The organism is Jatrophihabitans sp. (genome assembly GCF_036389215.1).
In the GTDB taxonomy this organism is placed as follows: Bacteria; Actinomycetota; Actinomycetes; order Mycobacteriales; family Jatrophihabitantaceae; genus Jatrophihabitans_A.
Genome location: NZ_DASVQG010000234.1, coordinates 1 through 5,132, shown reverse-complemented (window position 1 = coordinate 5,132; position 5,132 = coordinate 1). Strand labels below are relative to the sequence as shown.

Here is a 5,132-nt window from a genome sequence, read left to right as displayed (position 1 = left end):
CAACGACAGGTGCGAGGGATGCAGCTCCCACAGCCAGGGCTGGGTGTTGTGGATGGATGGAGCACGATTGGCCACCGCGATGACCGGCTCGATGGTGGCACGGTCGAATGGGGTCGCCGCGGTCCCGGCTCGCGCAGTCGCCTCGGTAGCAGTCATTGGATCCGACATGAGAAAGCCTCTCTGTTATTCAGCGTTCGGCGTGATGGACGGCGGCCTGTCGCCGTGCACCACGAGCACGGGGCACGTGGAAACTAGTCATCGTTCCCTCCTGTCCTCGTTCCAGCTTGTCAATCCAGGCGCGCTGCCAGCAGGGCCGAACGTCCTCCGTTGTGGTTCACCTGTCCGGCTGGGGAGCGCGTCATCCCGGCATGACCCAGGGCCGGCCTGCGAGCGGGGCACCCACCACTCCGGCAGCGCGGCGCCGCAAACTGGTGGAGGTGCCGCGGCACCTCCCCTCAGGTGAGGTTCGGTGAGCGGTCTGGAGGGCTGCGGTTATCCTTTGCTCAGCCACGTCGGGTAGGCGGCGCGGAGAGCAGCGGAGCCGTTATGACTGAGCCTGGCCTCACGGCGGAAACCGTGCCTCAGCTGGGCCTCGGCGAACTTCTGGACCAGCTGATCAGCCGAGCGCAGGACGTCCGTGATGTCCAGGCGAAGCTCAACGGGCTGCTGGCGGCCAACGAGGCGATCATGGGTCATCTCGAACTGCCCGTGGTGCTGCGGCAGATCGTCCGGGCCGCCTGCAACCTCGTCGATGCTCGGTACGGCGCCTTAGGGGTGATAAATCCCGACGGCGACGGCCTCGAACAGTTCGTATACGAAGGCATCGACGACGAGACGGCCGCCAGAATCGGATCACTTCCGACCGGCCGTGGTTTGCTGGGCGCCCTCATTCAGGACCCCCGCCCGATCCGGCTGAAGCGGATAGCTGATGACCCTCGATCGGTCGGATTCCCCGCGCACCACCCGCCCATGGACAGCTTCCTCGGAGTATCGATCACAGTGCGGAGTTCAGTCTTCGGAAATCTGTACCTGACGGGCCGTCGACACGGTGATTTCACCGAGGCTGACGAAGAGCTGGTCCGAGCGGTCGCCGGCACGGCGGCGGTCGCAATCGAGAACGCCCGCCTCTATGACGAGGCGCGCCGACGCGAGCGCTGGCTGCAGGCCACCGCGGAAGTGACCCAGCAACTGCTGTCGTACTCGGGCGAGGATCCGCTCACCGTGATCGCGCGCAGCGTCCACGAGATCGCCGACGCGGACCTGGTCACGGTGGTGCTTCCCGCGGCCACCCCCGGTGAGCTGATGGTCGAGGTTGCCATCGGACTCGGGGCCGACCGGATGACCGGCATGTGCTATCCCACCGAGCACAGCATGGCGGGCGCGGTGATCGACGCCAGCGAACCGATCCTGATCGACGACATCGAGGAGAAACCGCAGTACACGCTGCACATGCGCGAGGTGGCGCCGGTGAACGCCGTGATCGGCCTGCCGCTGACGGGCTCGAGCAAGCCACGCGGGTGCCTGCTGGTGGCCAGATTGAGCGGGCGACGCGGGTTCACCCAGAACGACCTCCAGATGGCGACCATCTTCGCCAACCACGCGGCGGTGGCCCTGGAACTGGCCGATGCCCGCTCCGACCAGCAACGAATAGTGCTGCTGGAAGACCGGGACCGGATCGCCCGGGACCTGCACGACCACGTGATCCAACGGCTGTTCGCCACGGGGCTGACGGTGCAGAGCTTGCAGACCCACCAACCGGAACCAGCCGCTGCCGCCAAGCTCGGCCAGGTGGTGACTGACCTGGACGACACGATCCGGCAGATCCGAACCTCGATATTCGATCTGCGGGGGCCGCTGTCACCGGTCTCGGCAAGGGTCCGAACCGACCTACTGAAGGTGGCCGCCGAGCAGGCCGCGCACCTCGGATTCGAGCCGACACTGCGTTTCTCCGGACCGGTCGACTCCGTGGTCAGCCCGGAAGTCGCCGCTGAACTGACAGCTGTACTCCGCGAGGCGCTGAGCAACGTCGTGCGCCATGCGCACGCCGGCTTCGTGGAGGTCACCCTTGACGTAGCGCGGGGACAGCTGGGCCTGTCGGTGGCCGATGACGGCGTCGGGATGGGTGACACCACCCGGCGGAGCGGGCTGGCCAACCTTGATGAGCGTGCCCGGCGGCACGGCGGATCACTGACTGTGACGAGCAGTCCTAACGGAGGAACGCAGCTGCAATGGCAGATAGCACTGAGTTGACCGGGAGCCCGATCAGGATATTCCTCCTCGATGACCACGAGATCGTCCGACGTGGGATCGCTGACCTGCTCTCGTCGGCGGAGGACATGGAGGTCGTTGGCGAAGCGGGCACCGCGGCGGAGGCGCTCCGGCGGATACCAGCCACCCGACCGGATGTCGCGCTGCTCGACGGCCGCCTTCCCGACGGCAGTGGAATCGATGTCTGCAGGGACATCAGGTCCTCCCATCCCGATATTCGCTGCCTGATCCTCACCTCCTACGACGATGACGACGCGCTGTTCGCTGCCGTGATGGCCGGCGCATCGGGTTACCTGCTCAAGGAGATCCGTGGCTCATCGCTGCTGGACGGCATCCGGCAGGTCCGCGCGGGTCGCTCACTGCTCGACCCCATGGTGACCGAGCGGGTGATGCAGCGCCTGAGGACGGGTGAGCAGCAGGATCCCCGACTGGCCGGGCTGACCGAGCGTGAGCGTGACATCCTGGACCTCATCGCCGAGGGACTGACGAACCGACAGATCGGTGAGCGGCTCTTCCTGGCCGAAAAGACCGTCAAGAACTACGTATCGGCCCTGCTGGCCAAGCTCGGCATGCAGCGCCGTACCCAGGCGGCCGTCTTCGGTTCGGAACTGAAGCACAAGTGAGCACCACAGGCCCTTCGTCCTCATCTGAGTGGCTTGGGTCCCTATCTGCCGCCGCGGCGGTTCCGCAGGATGGAGGGACAAGCCGAGGAGAACGCTCATGACCATGCCACCCGTCGTCGTCGGGGTCGATGACAGCCCTGATGCCCGATCAGCCGTCCTGTGGGCCGTGCAGGAAGCCGCGCTGGCGCAGACCTCCTTGCTGGTCATCCACTCTCCGCAGTTGCCGCCGGCGACAGTGCCTGCGGGCCATCTCAGCACCGCGCTGCGTGCCTGCGACGATGTGGGGTCTTCGGTTGTCGATGCCGCCATCGCGCTGGCCCGGGCCAACCAGCCCGGTGTCACGGTGAAGGGCTTGCTCAGCCACGCCGACCCGGCCCAGGCACTCATCGACGTCAGCGCCGAGGCCCAGTTGCTGGTGCTCGGCTCGCGAAGCGCCACCATGGGGGAGATGTCACTGCTGTCGTCCAAGCGCGTTACGGTCAGCGCGCACTCGCACTGCCCAGTGCTGCTACTCGGACCGGTCTCCACCTTCAGCCCGCCGAGCCTGGTCGAGCGGGTCGTGGTGGGGGCGGCGAATACCAGGGCAGGGCGGGCAGCCGTGACCTTCGCCGCAGCGGAGGCGGTTCGCCGGAACGCAAACCTGCAGCTGCTCCGGATCGAGGCGCCCTCATTGCGGCTGGAGGCGCGATCGTCACCCACCGTCGCGCTGGCCGATACAGAAGCTCCGTCCCGCCGGGCCGAGGATGAGTTGGCCGCAGAAGGCGCCGAGATTCGCCGCAGGCACCCGGGCCTTGCCGTGGTCACTGACATCGTCCGTGGCGAGGCCGCCGAGATCTTGCCGTCCTACTCCGACAGTTCCACGATTTTGGTGGTGGGCTGCCATCACAGCGATGATCACTGGAGCACCCGGCTAGGCCCGGCGGCGACCTCGGTGGTGCACCGCAATCGCGGCGCCGTAGTGGTTATCGGTTACGCCCACAACCCCAGCTCCGGTCGGCAACAGTACCGGAGGCCTGTCGGCTCGGATCGGCTCAGCACTGACCCCGTCGATCCCGTCCGGCCTTACCTTCGGGCCTGGTCTCCCGCGGCCACCGGGTCAGGATGAGCAAGTGCTGCCCTCGTGGTGCCCGGCTCCAGCGACGTGACACGCGGCTGACTCGGGCAAGAACGCGACTTGTCCGGTCGCCGTGGTGCCGACCCAGTCACTCTGAGGCGCCGTAGGCCCATCCGCTGTAGCTCAGCTCCTCCGCACGCATTGCCGGCTAGCCGCCTGGACGGAAGTCCGCCTCGGCGGTGTCGGCCTGCACCCACTCGTCCTTGGGCATCGCGATCCAGAGCGCCGGGTACACCAGCAGCTGACTACCGGGGATGAGGAGCAGGACCACGAAGAACAGCAACCGGGCCGGCCACGGGTCCAGGCCGAAACGGCGGCCGAGCCCCGCGCAGACCCCGCCGAGAATGCCCCCTTCGGGTGGGCGGGTGAGCCCGTTGCGGCGGAACAGGTCGTGGATGGAGCCCATGATTTCTTTCCTTTCAGACGGTGGCCGGTCGGCCCGCGCCGCTCGGTGTGCGGCGTCGATGGAACAAGCATCGTCCAGCACGAGCCCCAGCGGTATCCGGAACGGCCCTGAGAATCACCCTGGACCTTCCAGCCCGCGACTCAGGGTCGGCTGAGGGTGCAATTATCGTCACGGTTGGGTTGACCGGCTCCGGCGGGTGTTCAGCGAACCGGTACATGATGTGGCACTTAATCGGGTGAAATGATGATGTGAATGGCCGTGGAAGGCCCGGATTGGCTGGTGCTGGGCTGATTCCTGGCATTGTAAAAGGGGGTCGAAATATCCCTTGGCAAAGCCTTACTTCTATGCGAGTGTAAATCCACGCGTTTCACTGAACGCAACGGATTTGCGGGGTAATCCAGATTCGCAGGCGGTAGCGCTCATCACGCATATGCAGTTCGCGCATCAAGGGTGAGAGCGCTGAGCCGTGTGCCATCAGGCGACTTCCCTCCAGTAGAGATCGGGATGGTGGTTGGCTGAGCCGCACGCACCGATCATCGCGTCCACAAAGGTATTCACGGCCCCACCTCCCGGTTGCGATGTGGTAATTCTGCACGTCCTCATCACAGATCGGGGATCTTCATGTCGCAACGCAAGACTAACTACAGGGCGCGCCGCCGGCACGCAGTCCTCAGTGTATGTGCGGTGGCCCTGGGCGCCTCCATGCTGATCGCTCAAACGG

4 protein-coding genes are annotated in these 5,132 nt (G+C 66.1%); 3 read left to right on the top strand and 1 reads right to left on the bottom strand.

Annotated features, from left to right (window positions below; translation table 11 throughout):
- Nucleotides 1-546 precede the first annotated feature (546 nt).
- The 3 genes from VF542_RS12970 to VF542_RS12960 all read left to right on the top strand — a co-directional run bounded on the left by VF542_RS12970 (nt 547) and on the right by VF542_RS12960 (nt 3,996).
- Nucleotides 547-2,250 carry a GAF domain-containing protein gene (locus tag VF542_RS12970; protein WP_408652125.1) on the top strand — a complete coding sequence of 568 codons (1,704 nt, stop codon included), beginning with the start codon at nt 547-549 and terminating at the stop codon, nt 2,248-2,250.
- Nucleotides 2,229-2,891 carry a response regulator gene (locus tag VF542_RS12965; RefSeq protein ID WP_408652124.1) on the top strand — a complete coding sequence of 221 codons (663 nt, stop codon included), beginning with the start codon at nt 2,229-2,231 and terminating at the stop codon, nt 2,889-2,891. The genes VF542_RS12970 and VF542_RS12965 overlap by 22 nt, the downstream gene beginning before the upstream one ends.
- A gap of 97 nt (nt 2,892-2,988) precedes the next feature.
- Nucleotides 2,989-3,996, top strand: coding sequence for a universal stress protein (locus tag VF542_RS12960; protein WP_408652123.1), 1,008 nt, complete (start codon nt 2,989-2,991; stop codon nt 3,994-3,996).
- Between the two features lie 157 nt (nt 3,997-4,153).
- On the opposite strand, the gene VF542_RS12955 is transcribed toward VF542_RS12960, so the two are convergent.
- On the bottom strand, nt 4,154-4,411 hold the full coding sequence (locus VF542_RS12955) for a PspC domain-containing protein (RefSeq protein WP_408652122.1): 258 nt from the start codon (nt 4,409-4,411) through the stop codon (nt 4,154-4,156).
- Nucleotides 4,412-5,132 lie beyond the last annotated feature (721 nt).